Genomic DNA, 18232 nt, shown 5'->3' with positions numbered 1-18232 from the left:
TAACTTTAATAGTCTCGATTTGGCTTAAATATACCATTTAAATTAAACCTTATATTTATGCTTTTTTTGTTAGCCTATGCTAGAATCCGTCGCCATCCAACTGATTACATTGATAATTATTATATGGAGTTAATTTTTAGTGTCAGATTCAATTACAAATGAAAATATTCAAGAAACTGTTAATAATGACGCAGTATCATTAGTTAAAATTTTAAATGATATTAGAGAGGTTCACCCAAATACAGCGTGTATTACAGGCGAAATCGTCTCTCTACATTACTATAAGCGCCAATTTAATAAAAAAGAAGAGAAAAAAACACAAAGTTTCGATTATGCATATTGGTGGGTTGAAGTAAAAGATGAAAACGGCAACATCATACAAACCTCAATATCTAGTGAATCTGATTTACTCCAAAACCTAAAAAAAGGCGACTTAATTAGCCTAATATCCTTTCTCGATACACAATTAACATACGATATCGTTTCCTCAGAGGCCAGAAACTTAGTCACAAACAACTCTATCGCAGAGGTAACCGTGATTCATGGTAAAAAATCAAACCAGTGGATAATGAATAACACAGCTTACCCTCACCCAGGATGGAGTAAGCCTCGTTTTTTCACTTTTGGACTTCTCTTAATGCTTTTTGCATTTTTCGAGCAAAATCATGAATTTATTATGTATGGAATGATTTTGACTCCTATTGTTTTTCTAATCGAATGTCTATTTTCGTTTAAATCGTATAATAAAGAAAAGTCGGCTTATAAGCTTGTTTTAGGTAGTTTGGATAATTTATCGGATTTACTTGGGCAAGCTGCACTTTCGCAACGACCCCTTCAAAATTCTCCTTCTGTTGAAAAGGTAAATAGCAAACTATGTGTAGAACAGCCTCAGGCTGCCCAAGCATTAGTAGATAAAAAGCGAAAAGAGCAAGAAAGACTTGCCTCTATGTATGTTAAAGAGTACACAGAGACATATGAACACAACTGTATGTATGATTCAAACTATAAAGCAGATGTCTATTGTAGGCTTCACGTTGCTAAGGTCATTGATACTAAAAGAAAAGTTAATGTTAATAATGGCAAATATGAGGAGAAAACTTATTCAACAGAAAAAGTTTACAACACGGAAACACATTATATTGACGGTCAGTGGGTAAAAGAAAAATCTGTTGATTATGTTCAAGTTGTTGATACCCATACCCATGAAACTCGAAGTGCAAATATGGTCGGTCATGCAGTTTTAGAAAGCCTATCAGGGAAAGTACTTACACAGCGTTTACCTGAAAAAATGTTAAGTAACCTAGATATAGGTGATTGGGTAATTTTTGCTGACTCACATGCTGTATTTGAATCCGGAAAAGAAATTTATTCTTTAGAATATTTTTCAAATATAGATAAGCACACTTGGGACTCTGAAAAATCATTTATGGAATACGAAGATACAAAATGTGAAAAAATGCTCTCTGCCATCTTTAAGTTAATTGGTATGTGTGTTTTAGTCGCGATTGCTGTATTTTCTTATCAATCAGACTGGTCATTATTTCCTGCATTAGCATTGATACCTTACGTAATATATTACTTCTATAAAAGAAATACTTTTTGCAACATTTACAACAAAAACATTGATAATCGCCGTGATGTTTTAAACAAAATATCTGTTTCTATTGATGGCATTAACGAAGATAGAGAGCAGATTAAAGCTCACCTGAATAAGCTAGACGCTATTATCTAATCTTTTAATTATTAGCCAACCAGCTATACAGGTTGGCTAATATTCGCTTCAAGCTCTTCTATAACCTTATACTCTAACTATTTCGCATCGTCTGAAATTTATCAATCTATAGTTTGTGATAAGGCATTGGTTGCAAAACTATTTTGAAAGATATACTGCAATAAAAGAAATAAACAAAAAGGTTAGCACGATTTTTAGCTATGTTTTGCTCTTGCGCAATATAAGATGTAAATACTTCAACGACACCTTCTTTTTAGGCATGAAAAAAGTCTTTGTTGAAAAGTAACCTGTAAACTGTGCTGTGAAAACAGTCATTCGCTCAAAAAGGCGCTTGGTTCAGAAAATCTATAATCGACCAACTTACTACTTTCTCTCTTGCTACCTCAATAAGCAAATTTATACTGGTGTTGATCTGACTCATCTGGTACCTCAGACATTATTTATACACAAATCAGTGGTTGAATTGGCAGCGCTTCTGGGACATGGAAAAGAACTTCATCGTACTCTGCAAACTGTTAACCAGCATATCTGAAATTAAGCGGCAATGCTCAGCCTTGGAGCTCGAAAAAGCGGCAACTTGTCGCCATGCTAATTTTTGCTTTATGTTACACATTGTATTTTATGTAAATTTTTTATTTCTTCGATTGGCCTGTTACTTGCTAAGTATTTGTTACTGAGATAAGGAGATAAGTCATGATTTTAAACTCGAACCCATACCAAGTAACGAATGCGGCTTCCCAGTACCAGCAAACACAAGCTGTTAGCAATAAAGAGTCTACTCAAGCTTCTACACAAACAGATAAAACGGAACAGTCTTCAAATGAGCCACAAAGAAAGCTTGCATGGGAAGGATTTAGAGAAAAAGTAGAATCAGACCCCTCTTTTGCAGCTGAGATAGCAGAAGCTGTGACATTTATCCCTAATAAAATGATGATTAATCTTAATGAAGCGCCACCGCTAAACGATGTAGAGGCGTTTGCAAAGTGGGCAAGCAAATCAGATAAATTTGATAAAGAAGCAGTTGTAGTTACAGAGCAGCGTATCGAAATATATAACAAAATGAAAAATGAAGGCGCTACTGATGCTGAAATTTTCAATCGGATTATGGATTTTAATAGAGCGCTACCACTAGATTACCAAGTTAAAGCAGGTATGTTAGCAGTAGACACTCATGCTTAGGCTAAAACCTTTATATCAAAGGTTTAAAAGCTGTAATTTACTATTACTTGACTATTTCCACCGTAGGCTGGAGGTGACAGTGCACTACCGTTTCCAGCTACGCCAAATGCGAAGAAAAATGGTTTATTTGCAGCTTTGTTTCTAAATTGTTCTAAACGTCCAGATCTACGACCAGTCACGTCCGCACAAGTTGAGGTGCTATTCCAGCAGAGGTACGCGCGCATGCCGCTTGGTAAATATGAATAGTTGTAGTAATAGTTCACTACTGTAATTTTGGCACTCGATGATACAGCACCAACTACTGGCAAGTTTAAGAATGAGTATCGACCAGAGTTGTATAGAGATGGTGCGTTGCCATTGCTTGCATACGCGCCACCGCTAATATTTATTGGTTCAGCCGCTTGCTCTTCTATTACTTCACTTTTAAAAGGCGCTTGTACACCATTTATTGAAGGTAAAGCACCTAGTTGAGCATTTGCAGCCCCAGCAAATAATACGCTAGACGTTACGATTGCAGAAAGATATGTACTGACTTTTACTGTCATTTTCCTTTTCCTCTATTCCATAAAAAGTGCATCCACATTAATAAACTCATTAGAAACATGTCAATAATGCATGATTAAATTTCAATCAATATGAAAGGGGGAAATACGTTTAGCTATCTTTTTTGTATACATCTTTTTAATAGAATAAAAATTCTACTCATTACAAAATCACAATAAGAACTTTCCCTTTCACCTCGTTATAATAAGGCTAACTTGTCATAACGTAGTTGTTTATTACCCTATAAATGAGTACGACTTTACAGGTTAAATGACAGAAGTATCGTATAATTTAAATAACAGAAGCATAACTTTTAATAATTTTAGAATTTTACACCCTTAACTGTCTTCAAACAGGAAAATATCTACTCAAAAATGGAATTTTGAATTATCAATAAAATCACGATAGTTGTAACGTCAAATGTTAAAAAAAATAAAAAGGTGAAAGGTTATTACCATTACTATGCTGAAACAGTCACATCAACTGACTTTAAGATGTGGCTTATGTTTCGAATGTCATACTATTGTCATTTTATAAATCAATGATTTTTTCGTACCTATTATGGACCTTGAATTAATTCAAGCATCAGATATAGAATTTGGGCACGAAAAATGAAATCGCTAAACATAGGTGTTAATGTAATCTGAAGTCTCAGCTAGAAGCTTGTCGTAATTATCGGGGTGCGCCAGGTTTTTACTTCCCCAACTTGTTGCCATCTTAAATAATTCAGATTGCTTGTCTCGCAAAGCAGCTAAGTCTGTCATGATCTCTTTAGCCGACTTGCCCTCTCCTTCTCCATGTTTGATAATTGCCAATTCTTCCTTGTGAAATAGCTCAGCCTCGTGATTAAAATGGCTAATCGCTCTTGATACACGGCCATGCATTTCTTCGACATTATGTGAATTTAAGATGTCTTCCATTCTAAACATGGCTGTTGGGGGGCCGTATTTCTTGATTGCATCAATAGATTGGGCAAGCTTTTCTTCACTTGCTGAATCTATATATTTAAGGTACTCGTTTCTATTATCAGGCTCTTGGGTCGTGCTAACTGAACCTGATGTTGAGCGTTGAACACTTGTAGGTTTATGTTTGATTTCATAAGCACCTTGAGTACTGACCCGATCACTCACATTCATAATAATTTCCTTTTAAAATATTTATCTGCCGCATATGTAATTAAAAAGCGTCATTACTTGCCTGACTATTAATTAAGCAAGTGCCATTCCAAGGTGTTTTACAAAATTAGGTCAAGAGTCATACGTTTTCTTATTTATTTTCAAATTAAATTTAAGTGTTTGTAACTTTTAAAGACTAAATTACATACGCGCTGTAAATGTGTAATTAAATAAAAAATAAGGAAATCTATAATGAAAAAACTAGCACTACTTTCTCTTTTATTACTAGCGAGCACAGCACAAGCTAAAGAAGTCACTTGCTCAGATAAAATCAGTAGTATCAGTATGCAGTCAAATGGATCTGTTTGGATTTGGCCTGATAGACATGAAACCCTTAAATTGGAGCCTACTCACCCTAATTTCTACGAGTATCTTGGCATGATGTTTTATGCAATGAAGTCAGATAAAACAGTTGTCTATAAAGCTGACAACGGAGAGCATATTTCAAACAAATGCCATGATACAAAGTTTGGTTTATATCCGCTGCATGATGTTCTAAGAATGAACTAACTATCACCGATATGAATTCTGAAATGCACTTGCGCTGTGAGTGCATTATTATATTCCCAAAAAAATAATTTAACGAATATAAATTTAAATTTTTGAAGTAAAGGAGCAGTTGTTTAGATATAATACTCTAAAAACAAATGGATTTTATGACATGATTAAAAAATTTGCCCTCTCTACCTTTTTATGTCTCTCTTTTCACTCATTTTCAAGCCCGCTGTTAAATGTAGAATTGACTACAAATAAAGCTGAAGTCTGTACCGAATTCTTAGTTGCTTACCAAAAAGAATATAAACAAAACACTAATGTGGATTTTAGAAGTTGGTTGTCACCATCATTTCGAGATGGCACTCAAATAAACCATAATAATATAGATACCTTTGACATCCCCATTGAATCAAACTTTTCTGTCAAGAGTGCTCCATTTTCTTCGTTTAAACTGTTCCCATCCTTTAAATACCATTTTCAAGCTAAAGATAATATTAGGCAGGAGCTTTACATTACTCATTTAGAGTCTGTAAACAACCTTAGTATTTTATACACAGTTAAAAGAGTTTTTTCACAGAGCCCAAACAATTGGCAGCGCACTTTTTACATTGCAAAGCGTGATAACATCGCTGAGTACTTAAACAGTATCACAGTAAACAGACCATTTAGTATTGATCGTGAGCTATCTGAGATCCTACAAGTCACGGATATTTCTTTCCCATTTGAACATCAGGGAAATGCTTATTACATCAAAGACAATAACAAGGTTATTGCACTTACAGAAGCGTTAGAACATGAGGTCGTTTGTGAAGTTGAAGAAACTAGATTACCAGTATTAATATCGCTGAACGCGCTAAACAAACTGGCACATCAATCTATTATGACTAAAGGCAACCCTATGTTGATGGGGTCTTGGGGAAGCCCGTATTTTGTAATAAAAAAACCATTTGAAGCGTATTTGAAAACACCTAGTTCATTGAAAGTAAAAGGTGAAGGCGGTTGTGATAAAAACGCTGCTATCTGCGCGAGGAAAAAACAGGTTGATAATATCTTGGCATTATTTGGCAATGTGGATGCATGGAGTCATCGAGAGTTACTCACACTAAAAAACCATATGGCAGACGCACAACTACAAGTTGCGCATTTTTACATGTCATATCATAAATATGACAAAGACAAAGCCCACTTTTATGCGCAAACATTGATATATCAATTCTTAGGAAGATTACTCGCTCCCTATCAAGGTTATATGGATTTAAAAGCGGGCTCTCCTCAGTATTTTAAAGCGCAATATTTACTGAACGACTTAAGTGCAGAAGAATTTGCTCAAGCAGCAGCCTATAAGAACTGGTTTAACAAAACATATTTAATGTTAGCCGCACATTTCAACGATCTAGACACCGTTAATGCCTTAATAGCTGCTGGCACGGATATTAACGCCGTCACGTTTATCGATGAAGACGACGAATACAGTAGTTCGGGTGCTTTTATTAATGATGTAAAAAGGCTTAATCGTTCAGCGCTCACTTATGCTGCGGAGAATGCTTCTTTAGAAGTGATCAATGCACTTATCGCCGCAGGAGCGGATAAAACGCTAGTCGACTCGCAAGGCAATGACTTATCATTTTATTTTACAAAAAACCCAAGGCCAAAGGTGGCAGAGCAGGCATCAGAATTTAAATTAATTAAAGGCCAAAAAACCTCTGCTCAAATTACGGCTAGTTTTGATTGTAAATTGGCAAAATCAAAACAAGAAAAAGCGATTTGCTCCAGTGCTGGACTCGCGCTGTACGACAGAGAGCTCACAGCAGCATATAAACGGTTAAGAAACACAGAGCATGCCGATCATGTTCGCCAAACACAGCGCCTTTGGCTGAAAAATATTAGACAGCATAGTAAGACATTGAGCCAAGAAGAGACTCAAGAATACTTGAAAGCACAATATCGTGCGCGTATCCGCGCTATGCATAACTTACTGAGCATTTATTGATCAGAGTAAGTTGCTAAAATGTTAAAAGCATCCTAGTTTAGATTTGATACTCACAATCGGAGAAACTCTATGAAGGTAATTATTTTAGCATTGGCTTTAGGGGTTACAGGTGCCGCAGTGGCAACTGATCATGTTTCCCATGATAAGCATGAGCATAAGCATGGATATAACTGCGGCCATGCAGCCGAATGGCATGTTGACCATTTTGATTACAACCACAGTGGTCATGACCATCACAATCATGCCGGCGAGGTTCATGAGGCTAAAATCAAAGTCCATGAAAAGCATAAACACGGCCATGGCTTAGATTGCGGTCACAAGCGCCGTGTTGAACAAGGCCGTGTGGAATATAGTCATAATGGACATTGGCACCATCAGCACGGTGCACATTTCCATGAGAATCATGGTTAAATAGCATTCAATATCAAGCCCAGACTTATCTGGGCTATTTCTGAAATATATCCTGTGTACTTCTCTCACTATTCTATAAAAACTGCTTTTTAACATAATTTTATTATGTTGTATTTTAAGCTAAGCTTATTACATTCGATTACGAGAAACGTAAACATATAACTGAAATAACACTTTCAAGAGTACATACTTCCACTTATTGAACAAAATTAAAAATTCACTATAAATTAGACTGATGTTCTATTTATTAGAATGAAACTATAAAAAATTACGGTATTTAATTAATGAACCATTCTAATATATAGAACAAATGTTATTTCAGAGCTTTATTAAGTAGCGGAGTGTTCACTTTATTTTTAAACCTTTCCATTAAATTGAGCAATTTGGGGGCGATGATGTTCTGACAAAATGGTCTATCCGGTGCGGTATAAAAATAATCTTGGTAATGCTCAGGTGATAGCTTAAATTCATTAAGTAATAATGCTTGCGTAATTATGGGTTGCTCAAATTGCTTTTGAAGTACTGACAATACACCTTTTACTTCAGTTTGCTGCTCGGTGCTGTAGCAATAAATAGCACTTCTATACTTATCTCTTTTTGAATGGTTTGAAGTTGAACTATGAGAAAAAAGGTGTATCTCAACCAAATCAGCTAAGGTGATGATGTTTTTATCAAATGCCAAGCATTTCCCTTCAGAAAACCATTCGTTGTTATCAAAGCTGTTTATCCAGCCCTGCTCTACTTTTTCAACGCCAATTAATGAGCGAAATATCGCCTCAGTACACCAGTAACAGCTTCCCCCCAAACCCAGCTTAGTTTTCAAAACAACCTCTCAATAAACACAGAATACCGTTTATATGATTTAGCATAACAATCACTCCCCATATAAAGGATAAATTATTCGATTAAAAACTGCCTGCATAATTAAAATAGGTGCAGTCAAACTCAAAATCTATATAATTAAGCGTTTTTTGGGAGCCTAAAGTTTGCTGTCTCGATACAAATTTACACTATTTGGCGTTATAGCTGTACTGCTGTGGAGTGCTGTTTTACACATCGTACGTATCGTGAGTGAGGACTTTGGCCCGATTGGCGGTGCTGCGCTGGTATACACCTACTCTGCGTTATTTTTGGTCGCCTTTTCCGGACTCCCAAATATCAAAAAATACCCAAAACGTTATGTTGTTATTGGTGGCTTTCTTTTTGTTGCATATGAATTATGTCTTTCACTGTCACTTGGCTTTGCTAACTCCAGAGAGCAATCCGCACAAGTACTGATTGTTAATTATCTTTGGCCTTTATTCACCATTTTAGGCGCGGTAATTTGTAAACATAGTAAAGCCAATCTCCAGTTATTGATCCCAGGCAGTATTATAGCCTTCATCGGTGTGTGTTTTGTCGTTTCGGGTGAGTCAAACCTGTTTGCAGGGATGTTGGCAAATATCATGAGTAACCCATTGGCATTTGTACTTACCTTTAGTGGGGCAATTATTTGGGCAATATACTGTAACTTAACCAAGACTATGTCTAACGGCGAAAACGCAATTACGCTCTTTTTCATTTTTACGGCATGCACATTGTGGCTAAAATGGTACCTATTGGACGCTGGTTTCTCGTCAGGCTTTTCCTTCAAAAGTGTCTTTATGCTGGTGCTGGCCGGTGGTGGAATGGCGCTAGGCTATGGCCTTTGGAATAAAGCCATTATTGGCGGCAATATGATCTTACTTGCAGCCATCTCTTATTTTACCCCGGTTTTCTCCGGTATCTTCGCTGCTATTATTTTAGGTGTGACTTTGCAGCAAAGTTTTTGGTTCGGTGTTGTCGCCGTAACGATTGGCTCTTTATTATGCTGGCAATCAACACGCTATAAAAATCAACAAATTAGCCAGGTACAAACTGTGCTAGACAATACTGAATAAATATACATATAATTTGATACAAACATACCGCTTGGATCAACAATATATGACGCCGTTAGTCGATACGCTAAAACAACTCAGATATCTCATCGCCCATTTAGATGATGAGACTTTGCAAAGTGAATACCCCGCAATGGCAGAGTTTTTAAATGATAATCGGCTTGAAGAAAATGTATGTTTGGACGAGTTAAAGTTTCTTTATCAGTTTTTATACGTTTATGGGCGCAAATCAGAGGCAACATTCAATCGCTTTAGAAATGAGATAGAGCGTTTTCATCTTTGGAGTTGGCTCATTCAAGAAAAATCTGTATTTGAACTTAAACGTGAAGACATAGAAGCGTATGTTGATTTTGTTGTCGAGCCAGATAAAGCTTGGCTTGCAGACTCTGTGCAGTGGCGGTTTAAAAATCATGAAGGCACTCGACAAGTTAACTCTAATTGGCGCCCTTTTGTTTTTAAAGAAAATGGCGTGAGCCAGCAAACGCTCGCATCCATGTTCACGGCGCTTAATGTCTTCTATAAATTTGCAATTTTAGAGGAAAAATCATTCACCAACTTTGTGCCTGTTGTTAAAAAGAACTGTCCTTATTTGGTCGTACAGTCACAAATTAAGCTCCCTGACACACTGAGTGATTTGCAATGGGAATATGTCTTTGGTGTGACTAAAGACTTGTGTGAGCAAAACCCAAAACTTGAAAGAAACCTGTTTACCCTTGCGTGCCTAAAAGGGCTTTATCTACGTATATCAGAGCTATCTGAGCGTCCCCAATGGTCCCCTGTAATGAGTCATTTCTGGCAAGATCAGGATGGCTTTTGGTTTTTAAGAATTATGGGTAAAGGTAATAAGCTTCGTGATGTCACATTGAGTGATGACTTTGTTGAATACCTCAAAAGATATAGACAGTCGCGCGGTTTAACCTCCCTTCCCCGTGTTGATGAGCCTCACCCAATTATTCATAAACTACGTGGACAAGGCGGCATGAATGTTCGCCAATTAAGACGTATCGTACAAGAGAGTTTTGACTTAGCCATTGATAAGTTGAAACAAGATGGTTTTAGTGAAGAATCTGAGAACTTAGAAGCTGCGACCAGTCATTGGTTAAGGCACACTGGTGCCACTCATGATGCCCAAACACGACCGTTAAAGCACTTATCTGAAGATCTTGGCCATTCAAAAATTGCGACAACTGACCAGATCTATATTCAAACGAATATAAAAGAGCGCGCAAAGTCTGGCGTTAAGCGGAAATTGTAAACTCGATTTTTTACCCATGCTGTGCATCATTGCATTGTATGTACAGCAGCTTAGTATTTACCTACTCGACCTTCAATCTAAACCTTCTATTCCTTTGATAAAATTTGATTATAAGTAATATGCACTTATGTTAAACATTATTAAAGTATATTTATGTATGATGTGTTCTTTTTGGTAAGCTTTAAAGGGCCGTGGGGCCCTTTTGTTATCTCTTGAATCTTACCACAAGCTCATGCATATCTTTAGCAACGCGTGTTAGTTCTTCACTAATTTCTTGGCTTTCTTGTGAGCTCGTAACGCTTGAATTGGCCAACGAAGCAATATTAACGACTTGCTTATTAATATCTTCAGAAACAGTCGCTTGTTCTTCTACAGCAGCAGCTATTTGCATACTGTTCACGCTCATTGTTTCAATCAAAGAGTAAATATGCTCAATTTTTTGTGTTGAAGCATTTAACTTCTCAATACCAAGTTGAGATTCAGTCTCACCCCGCTGAGCGATCACTTCTGACTCTTGCGTACTTTGAGTTAACTCATCGATGATTGCATGGATCTCTTTAGTAGACTCTTGCGTACGCTGTGCTAGATGTCTAACTTCATCAGCCACCACGGCAAAGCCTCTACCCTGCTCTCCTGCTCGGGCCGCCTCAATGGCCGCATTTAAAGCAAGTAGGTTAGTTTGCTCAGCGATTTGCTCAATGATTTGTGCTGCATCTGCAATTTTACTTGTTTGACGCGCTACGCCTAATACTGAGTCTTTTATGTCAATCACAGTTGAACCAAGACTTTCAATTGACGCTTTAGTCTCTTCAGAGCTTTTAGCACCTTCTTTTGCAAGCTCAAGCGCATCGGTTGCATCCGCTGAAGTAGATTGCACGTTTTGCGAGACTTCATGAATAGTCGTTGCCATCTCATTCATAGCAGTTGCAACCAACTCGGTTTCTTGTTGCTGCTGAGTAAGTTGCTCGGTTGTTGAACGACTTTTATCTGTTGTTTGCTCTGCACCGGATGTAACTTGGTTTGACGCATGTTCAATTCGTGTAATCACCGTGTCTAAATGCGCGTGCTCACTTAATAGTTTTACGTGCAATTCAGCCATTTTCCCTTGCCAAGGTGAGTACACTTGTTTAGATACATCATCGCAAAAACTGTGTTTTAAAACTTGGTTAATTCTTTCGAGTTGCTCATTATCACGATACCGGTTGTATCCGAAGATCGCTACACTATTGAGCATAAGCCACGCAAAAGCACCTGATTCGGATCCAAACGCGTACAAAGCGAGTGAGCTTGCAAATGCAGCAACAGGCCAAATCGTTCTTAATCTTGGTAGTTTAATCGCTGATTTCGTCCCGCTTTGAATAGAGCGATACAAGGCCTCTGCCCTTGCAATATTTTCACGGCTAGGACATGTTCTCACCGATTCATAACCGATAACTTGTCCGTTCTCCGTCATTGGAGTGACATAAGCATCTACCCAATAAAAATCACCGTTTTTACAACGGTTTTTGACCATTCCCATCCAAGGTTTACCAGCTTTTAGCTGCGTCCACATGGTTTTAAATGCCAATTCAGGCATATCAGGATGTCTGACTATATTATGAGGTTGGCCAATTAATTCTTCTTTTGAGTAGCCACTTATATTTATAAAGTGCTCATTACAGTCAATGATTGTACCTTTCAAATCAGTAACTGAAATCAGCTTATCTTCTGGTGCAAACCGCTGTTCACGATTTGTAACTGGTTGATTAACTCGCATTTAACTTAAAACTCTCTGCAAATTACGCTTAAACTCGACGCTGGATAGAGGAACATACGACTTATACCTGATATAAGCAACCTATTTTCACTCTATTACTACAATTTTAAGACGTATTGACATGATTTAAATTAAAAACGCCGCAGTTAGATCCAAATAAGCGTGTTTTACGTATACGCTTTACTGTAAAATACTACCCGTTTTAAAATGCCACCAAGGAGTGCTAAGTGTCCAGATTTTCGGCAATTACTGACAACCCTCATGAGAACCGTTTCAACAATAAAGTTGGCGTACTCGTCACCAATTTGGGCAGCCCTGACGCAGCGACCACACAAGCCCTTCGAATTTATTTAAGAGAATTTCTATCAGATCCACGTATTGTAGAAATTCCACGCATTATTTGGATGATGATATTGCACGGTGTCATACTCAGGATCAGGCCAAGTAGGTCAGCCAAAGCATATCAAAGTATTTGGACCGAGGAAGGCTCGCCACTTATCGATATCACAAAGAAACAATGCCATAAACTGCGTGAATATTTAAAAGAGCAAGACCATAATGATGTCGAAGTGGTGATGGCGATGCGCTACGGCAATCCATCTATTGAAGCCGGTTTAGAAGAGTTACGTGAAAAAGGCATCACTAAAATTGTTGTACTACCACTTTACCCTCAATACTCGAGTGCAACGACAGGCTCAACATTTGATGCAGTCTCTCGGGTATTAACTAAATGGCGCTGGGTACCAGAGCTTCATTTTATTAATGGATATCACGGTAATGAGAAATATATTGAATCTCTAAGTAGCTCTGTTCAAGAGTATTTAGAGCACAACCCAACACCAGATAAAATATTATTCTCCTATCATGGTACGCCGAAAAAGTTTTTGACCAACGGCGACCCATACCATTGCTTTTGTCATTTAACGACAAATGCAGTCGTGGCTAAACTCGGCTTAGACAAAGATAAAGTAATGACCACCTTTCAAAGCCGATTTGGACGTGAAGAATGGCTGAAGCCCTACACTGACTTCACTCTCAAGGAGCTTGCTCAGTCAGGCACAAAACACATTGCCATCTTAAGCCCTGCATTCAGCGCAGATTGCTTAGAAACGCTGGAAGAGCTAGAGGAAGAAAATAGAGAGTATTTTATTGAAGCTGGCGGTAAACGATATGACTATATCCCTGCACTCAATGATAGAGATGACCACATAGAAGCGTTTTACGACATTCTAAAACCACATATCTGAATAGATGTTATTAGAGAGCTAGGTAATTCTGGCTCTCTCCTTTTGACTTGCCCATTAGACAACTTAAATAAAGCTTTTCATTAATAAAATTGTATTTAATGAAACCAAGTAACCAAATTAATATCAAACTGGACAGATTTAAAGTAGTCAATTTTTACCCATTAAAACCAAGGTGAATTAGGTTTTAATGGATTGAATGTTTTTATATCCTGTTAGAACTTAAGTTCAACAAATTAAACTCAATAGCGCTTTCACCGTTAAACTCTTCTAAAAGATGTATGCAAGCGCCGATTGGCCTTGCCGGGCTATAGTAATATCCTTGGATATGGTCACACCCGAGTTCATTTAGTACACTCAGCTGTGTTTCACTTTCAACTCCTTCAGCAATTACTTTGATCCCCAATTGCTTTGCCATATCAACTAAGCAAGAAATCATGATCTGCTTGCTTTTATCTTGCAGCAAACTATCAACAAAGGATTTATCAATTTTCAAGTAGTCTACTTGGTTTTCAATTAAGTGACTCAAAGATGAGTAACCGGTGCAGAAATCATCTAACGCAATTTTTACGCCTTTATCCCGTAAGTCTGCGAGTAATTTCCATGTATAATGATTAGTCGCCATCGACTCAGTTACTTCAACAGTCAAACTATTAAAAGGAATATTTGCTTTTTCGATAGCTTCAGTAATTAAATCAAACTGATTGTTGCTCACTTTAAATTCATTCACAGATCTGTTCACCGATATGCTCACGTCACTGTAGCCCAATGAATGAATTTTATTTAAATCCTGACACGCTTTTTTAAGCACAAAGTGCCCTATTTGCTGGATTAAACCGAACTCTTCAGCAATCGGTATAAATGCGCCTGGTGATATCATACCTTGCTCATCGTCAAACCAGCGAACGAGCGCCTCAAACTTAACAATCTTACCTGTTGATTGATCAACAATTGGCTGGTAATACACATTAAGCAACTCGTGCTTAATTGCATTTCTTAGTTTGTCTCTAAGCGCAATCTTATTGAGATAAGCATTTTGAATCTCTTGATTGTGCAGTGCTATATTACCTCTATTTGTCTTTTTTGCACTTTCTAGTGCGTGTGCAGCATTGCGAATAAACTTAGCTGCGGTAATGCGTTTGCGATAATCTAGCTGTGCAACTCCAATACTCGCTGTCAGCTCTATCGCTAATTCATTAAAAACATAAGGCTGTTTAAGCTTGTCACAAAGCTTAGAAGCAATGTCATAGGCACTTTGTTCATTGGTCGCATCTAGCAAAATTGCAAATTCATCCCCACCATAACGTGCAATCGTATCAGCGCGCCTCAAGCCATTTTTGAGACGCCTTGCGACTGAAATAAGCACCTTATCACCAATTTCAGGACCATAAATATCATTCACTTCTTTAAAGTGATCCAGGCCGATAAACAAAAGAGAACAAGGCTGCAATGTACTGCGGTTTTCTGAAATTCGAGACTCTAGGATATCCATAAAGCAACGACGATTAATTAATGCCGTCAGAGGTTCGTGATTAGCGTAAAATGTTAACTGCGCTTCGTTGCGTTTCCAGTCAGTGATGTCACGGAATATCGCAACATAATTTACGATTTCATCGTCTTCGTCTCTAACAATATTAAGTGTTAGCTCTTCGGGGAAGATTTGGCCGTTTTTTCTGCGGTTATATATCTCACCTTTCCAAGTTCCCTCTTTACTCAGCACTGCCCACATTTTTTCGTAAAATTCTGCACTGTGTTTACCTGAAGATAACACCGAGGGATTTCTGCCGAGAAGTTCAGTGTCAGAATATCCAGTTAAACGCTCAAACGCTCTGTTAACCATCACAATACGGTTTTTATGATCGGTTATCATGATGGCTTCCGTAGCATGTTCGAACACCACATTGGTTAGTTCAAGTTGCTTATTAAGCGCATAAATATATGAAATATCCTGCACGGATGCACAAAAAATGCGTTCATCTTCTTGCTCATCGGAACGCTCAATATGCCCTATAACTCTAAACAACCCTTTAAACTGACTTCTGTCTCGATGAGAAACGTTAATATCAATATGGTTTATCTGCCCATTTCTGAGCTTTTGCATCAGGACTCTGAGTGCTTTCTGATCTTTGCTTTTTAAACTCTCACAAAACAACTCAAAATCAATTTCTTGATCAGGCGCGTTGATGAGAGTTTGCATCTCTTGACTAAAGTTATGGATATTCCTACTGATGTTCCAAGACCAAGAACTAAGTCTTGCAATACGCTCACCTTTTGCAAGCTGCTTAACTAAAATCTCTTGTGAAGTAAGCTCTAAATTATGATTAAGCTCTGCACCCACCAGCAAACTCAGCTCTCTAAACCAATGTTTGTCGTCGTTCGATATTTCTATTTTTTCATCAAACAAGCAAACCATGATACCGATAGGCTTATGGTTCAACGCCCTAAGCGTTACACCAAGGTAACCGTCAATATCAAATATTTTTAAAATCTCATCTTCAGCATACATTTGCTGTAAGTTACAGCTAATAGAGCACACAGTTTGGCTGTCTTTCGCGTCTTTGCAAGGCGTCCCTTCAAGATCATAAATGATGTAATTGGACTTTTCTCCATTGACAGAGTACGCCACTGTCTTAACTCGCGTATCTGAATCAATGAATTTACCTATTAAACAATGAGCTGGTTTAAACTTCTCGTAAATCAAGTTTAGTGCCAATTCGTAACGTGCTTCGCTACTTGGCAAATTATAAAAAGTACTGAATGATAGCGTCATCGTTTAACAATCTTTTAATAATTATAGTTATTAATATGAACCGGAATTAATACAATTAGCAATGATAGATAATTAATATTTTAAGATATGAAGATAGATCAATAAAATATCAATAACAAGATTAATAAATATATATTCAACAATATTTCAACCTTTTAATACCCATTTTACCAAATATGGATACAAACATATTATTTTTCGAATAAAAATACCAATTAAAACGCAAAAAAAAACCGTCTTATTAAGACGGTTTTTAATTAATAAAAATTAAATTTATTCAATAATTGGTTGCACATCTAAGCCATAACCAAAGCTTACTGCAAGTATCAATACGATTGATGCTGCTAGCAATAGCTTACCAATCAATGGCAAACAGAATCTGAACCAGTGTGTATATGGTACGCCGGCCATACCAAGAATACCCATCAATACTGCGTTAGTTGGAATAATCATATTCGAGAAACCATCACCGAATTGATACGCTAATACTGCGACTTGACGTGGCACACCAACAAGATCACCAACCGGTACCATCAGAGGCATAGTGACATAAGCTTGACCAGAGCCAGAAGGAATAAATGTATTTAAGAAGGTTTGAATCACTAACATGCCCACTGCCGAAATTTCTGCAGCAACATGAGATAGCGGAGAAGACAAACTGTAAACCAGAGTATGAAGGATTTGGCCATCTTCAAGGATAAGCGCGATACCACGTGCTACACCGATTAATACAGCAGTCGTAACAAGCTCAGAAACACCATCGATAAAACGCTCTGCAGTCTCGTCAGCTGATAGTTTGCCGATAACCGCAATCACAACACCCCAGGCAACAAATAAGCCACCTAGTTCGTAAAGGTACCAGCCTTTAGTTGCTATTCCCCATACAGCAATACATAAAGTAACTATAAAACTGAATAGCACAGCTTGGTGGCGACCATTTAGTTTCGGGTAATTTGGTTTAGCTTGACCTTCAAGTGGACAAGGAACACCAATCATCATTGATTTGCTTGGGTCGTTTGATACTTTTTTAGCGTAGCTCCAAACATGATGAAAACCAATTAACACGAAAGGAACAAAAATAGCCAATCTAAGTTCAATACCAGAATAAACCGGGATATCTGCGATTTGTTGTGCAATAAGAACCGTAAATGGGTTAAACGCTGATACACCGTAGCCAATGCCGTAACCTGCTACGATCATGCCCACGGCTGTCATTGCGTCAAGCTTCATCGCCTTACACAGCGCAACTAGAATCAGTACAAATGGAATGTATTCACCAGCTGTTCCGATTGTGCTTGATGCCAATGCGAAACAAAAGACCACCATAAAAATAAGGCGCTGTGGCTTAGTTCCATGCTTTTCTAACAAACGACCTATCAATGCATCAACGGTACCTGTTGCACGAGCAATACTCAGTACACCACCTACGATTAATACGAAGAAAATAACATCTTGTGCTTGCGCAAATGCTTTAGGGATTGCAGTTAGGAGGTCCCAAGGAGTTAGAAATTCTTTTTGCTCAACGAGCTGATAAGTACCAGCGACGACCATTTGTCTACCGCTTTCAGTTACGCTTGTTTCAAAAAAGCCCTGAGGTACCACCCATGTGGCTAACAGGGCAACCACCATCATGCCGAGTAACAGCACGAGCGTATGTGGTACTTTCAAAGTCTGTCCCATTTACTACTCCAAATCAATAATATTATAATTTGGCGCGCATATTACCCACATTTAAGACAAAGATCATTGTCTAAGCTAAAAGT

14 protein-coding genes are annotated in these 18232 nt (G+C 37.7%); 8 read left to right on the top strand and 6 right to left on the bottom strand.

The genetic code is table 11. The features are described 5' to 3' along the window. The first annotated feature begins 139 nt into the window (after positions 1-139). Together AC2CZC_RS16985 and AC2CZC_RS16980 are read left to right on the top strand one after the other, a co-directional pair. The gene (locus AC2CZC_RS16985) at positions 140-1732 is read left to right on the top strand and encodes a hypothetical protein (RefSeq protein ID WP_484582700.1); all 1593 of its coding nucleotides are present in this window, start codon (positions 140-142) and stop codon (positions 1730-1732) included. A gap of 693 nt (positions 1733-2425) precedes the next feature. Beyond that, positions 2426-2911, top strand: a complete 486-nt coding sequence (locus AC2CZC_RS16980) for a hypothetical protein (protein ID WP_484582699.1) — start codon at positions 2426-2428, stop codon at positions 2909-2911. Between the two features lie 23 nt (positions 2912-2934). Here the strand turns inward: AC2CZC_RS16980 and AC2CZC_RS16975 are convergent, their stop codons facing one another. Both AC2CZC_RS16975 and AC2CZC_RS16970 read right to left on the bottom strand, forming a co-directional pair. Next, positions 2935-3456 carry a flagellar protein FlhE gene (locus tag AC2CZC_RS16975; RefSeq protein ID WP_484582698.1) on the bottom strand — a complete coding sequence of 174 codons (522 nt, stop codon included), beginning with the start codon at positions 3454-3456 and terminating at the stop codon, positions 2935-2937. Between the two features lie 618 nt (positions 3457-4074). After that, complete coding sequence (locus tag AC2CZC_RS16970; RefSeq protein WP_484582697.1) at positions 4075-4590, bottom strand: hypothetical protein; 516 nt, start codon at positions 4588-4590, stop codon at positions 4075-4077. 231 nt (positions 4591-4821) lie between these two features. Here AC2CZC_RS16970 and AC2CZC_RS16965 point away from each other — a divergent pair, with 231 nt between their 5' ends. The 3 genes from AC2CZC_RS16965 (at position 4822) to AC2CZC_RS16955 (ending at position 7525) form a co-directional block, all read left to right on the top strand. Beyond that, complete coding sequence (locus tag AC2CZC_RS16965) at positions 4822-5139, top strand: hypothetical protein (protein ID WP_063360035.1); 318 nt, start codon at positions 4822-4824, stop codon at positions 5137-5139. A 151-nt stretch (positions 5140-5290) separates the two neighbouring features. Then, positions 5291-7114: a hypothetical protein gene (locus AC2CZC_RS16960; protein ID WP_484582696.1), complete on the top strand. Its 1824-nt coding sequence runs from the start codon at positions 5291-5293 to the stop codon at positions 7112-7114. Positions 7115-7183: 69 nt separating this feature from the next. Further along, positions 7184-7525 carry a hypothetical protein gene (locus AC2CZC_RS16955; RefSeq protein ID WP_484582695.1) on the top strand — a complete coding sequence of 114 codons (342 nt, stop codon included), beginning with the start codon at positions 7184-7186 and terminating at the stop codon, positions 7523-7525. Between the two features lie 313 nt (positions 7526-7838). On the opposite strand, the gene AC2CZC_RS16950 is transcribed toward AC2CZC_RS16955, so the two are convergent. Continuing rightward, positions 7839-8348 carry a peptide-methionine (S)-S-oxide reductase gene (locus AC2CZC_RS16950; RefSeq protein ID WP_484582694.1) on the bottom strand — a complete coding sequence of 170 codons (510 nt, stop codon included), beginning with the start codon at positions 8346-8348 and terminating at the stop codon, positions 7839-7841. Positions 8349-8511: 163 nt separating this feature from the next. Here AC2CZC_RS16950 and yddG point away from each other — a divergent pair, with 163 nt between their 5' ends. Together yddG and AC2CZC_RS16940 are read left to right on the top strand one after the other, a co-directional pair. After that, positions 8512-9444, top strand: a complete 933-nt coding sequence (gene yddG / locus AC2CZC_RS16945) for an aromatic amino acid DMT transporter YddG (protein WP_484582693.1) — start codon at positions 8512-8514, stop codon at positions 9442-9444. A 46-nt stretch (positions 9445-9490) separates the two neighbouring features. After that, positions 9491-10699, top strand: coding sequence for a tyrosine-type recombinase/integrase (locus AC2CZC_RS16940; RefSeq protein ID WP_211036931.1), 1209 nt, complete (start codon positions 9491-9493; stop codon positions 10697-10699). 205 nt (positions 10700-10904) lie between these two features. Here the strand turns inward: AC2CZC_RS16940 and AC2CZC_RS16935 are convergent, their stop codons facing one another. After that, on the bottom strand, positions 10905-12455 hold the full coding sequence (locus AC2CZC_RS16935) for a methyl-accepting chemotaxis protein (RefSeq protein WP_484582692.1): 1551 nt from the start codon (positions 12453-12455) through the stop codon (positions 10905-10907). A 227-nt stretch (positions 12456-12682) separates the two neighbouring features. On the opposite strand from AC2CZC_RS16935, the gene hemH reads away from it, so the two are divergent. Then, the gene (gene hemH / locus AC2CZC_RS16930) at positions 12683-13702 is read left to right on the top strand and encodes a ferrochelatase (protein WP_484582691.1); all 1020 of its coding nucleotides are present in this window, start codon (positions 12683-12685) and stop codon (positions 13700-13702) included. Positions 13703-13904: 202 nt separating this feature from the next. Here hemH and AC2CZC_RS16925 read toward each other — a convergent pair whose 3' ends face one another. Together AC2CZC_RS16925 and AC2CZC_RS16920 are read right to left on the bottom strand one after the other, a co-directional pair. Continuing rightward, complete coding sequence (locus tag AC2CZC_RS16925) at positions 13905-16469, bottom strand: putative bifunctional diguanylate cyclase/phosphodiesterase (RefSeq protein WP_484582690.1); 2565 nt, start codon at positions 16467-16469, stop codon at positions 13905-13907. A gap of 273 nt (positions 16470-16742) precedes the next feature. Then, positions 16743-18149, bottom strand: a complete 1407-nt coding sequence (locus AC2CZC_RS16920; RefSeq protein ID WP_063360042.1) for a YfcC family protein — start codon at positions 18147-18149, stop codon at positions 16743-16745. Between the last annotated feature and the right edge of the window lie 83 nt (positions 18150-18232).

The organism is Pseudoalteromonas sp. MMG033, assembly GCF_057197785.1.
Note: the sequence above shows the minus strand (reverse complement) of the source record. Positions and strands in the feature narration are given on the sequence as shown.

Excerpts from the sequence above, each read along its gene's own strand:
- AC2CZC_RS16980 (WP_484582699.1), top strand. The coding sequence starts at position 2,426 with ATGATTTTAAACTCGAACCCATACCAAGTAACGAATGCGGCTTCCCAG.
- AC2CZC_RS16975 (WP_484582698.1), bottom strand. The coding sequence starts at position 3,456 with ATGACAGTAAAAGTCAGTACATATCTTTCTGCAATCGTAACGTCTAGC.
- AC2CZC_RS16970 (WP_484582697.1), bottom strand. The coding sequence starts at position 4,590 with ATGAATGTGAGTGATCGGGTCAGTACTCAAGGTGCTTATGAAATCAAA.
- AC2CZC_RS16965 (WP_063360035.1), top strand. The coding sequence starts at position 4,822 with ATGAAAAAACTAGCACTACTTTCTCTTTTATTACTAGCGAGCACAGCA.
- AC2CZC_RS16960 (WP_484582696.1), top strand. The coding sequence starts at position 5,291 with ATGATTAAAAAATTTGCCCTCTCTACCTTTTTATGTCTCTCTTTTCAC.
- AC2CZC_RS16955 (WP_484582695.1), top strand. The coding sequence starts at position 7,184 with ATGAAGGTAATTATTTTAGCATTGGCTTTAGGGGTTACAGGTGCCGCA.
- AC2CZC_RS16940 (WP_211036931.1), top strand. The coding sequence starts at position 9,491 with ATGACGCCGTTAGTCGATACGCTAAAACAACTCAGATATCTCATCGCC.
- AC2CZC_RS16935 (WP_484582692.1), bottom strand. The coding sequence starts at position 12,455 with ATGCGAGTTAATCAACCAGTTACAAATCGTGAACAGCGGTTTGCACCA.
- AC2CZC_RS16925 (WP_484582690.1), bottom strand. The coding sequence starts at position 16,469 with ATGACGCTATCATTCAGTACTTTTTATAATTTGCCAAGTAGCGAAGCA.
- AC2CZC_RS16920 (WP_063360042.1), bottom strand. The coding sequence starts at position 18,149 with ATGGGACAGACTTTGAAAGTACCACATACGCTCGTGCTGTTACTCGGC.